This window comes from Mesorhizobium sp. M7A.F.Ca.CA.003.01.2.1 (assembly GCF_003998945.1).
Taxonomy (GTDB): domain Bacteria; phylum Pseudomonadota; class Alphaproteobacteria; order Rhizobiales; family Rhizobiaceae; genus Mesorhizobium; species Mesorhizobium ciceri.
Genome location: NZ_RZRA01001688.1, coordinates 1 through 431, shown reverse-complemented (window position 1 = coordinate 431; position 431 = coordinate 1). Strand labels below are relative to the sequence as shown.

Below are 431 nucleotides of genomic sequence, written 5' to 3'. Positions count from 1 at the left end.
GTATGGCCTTTCGGCTGTCGTCGGCTACGCCGCCGGCATGCCGATCAAGATACCAGCCAAGATGCTTGCGCGCCTGGCGCAGGCCGCTTTCGGCGCCGTAGAGCGCCAGCATATCCTCATAGTGGGCCACGATGTAGTCGGCGAGCGCCGTCGGGTTCTGTGGAATATTTGGCGTCGCTTCGCCTGTCGCTGCGGCCGCAACGCCACCTGCGATCCAAGGCGCGCCATAATGGGCACGGCCAATCATCACGGCGTCGGCACCCGATTGATCGAGAATGTCGGCCGCTTCCGCCGGCGAAGAGACGTCACCATTGGCGACGACCGGGATGGACACGGCTTCCTTGACGCGGGCGATGGCGCGCCAGTCGGCCTTGCCCTGATAGAACTGGCAGCGCGTTCGGCCGTGCACGGTCACCATGCTGACACCGGCC

Annotated in this window: 1 protein-coding gene; it reads right to left on the bottom strand. The window is 65.4% G+C overall.

The features are described 5' to 3' along the window. On the bottom strand, positions 1 to 431 hold a 431-nt coding region (locus tag EN969_RS34955), incomplete at both ends, for a tRNA-dihydrouridine synthase (protein WP_206525395.1).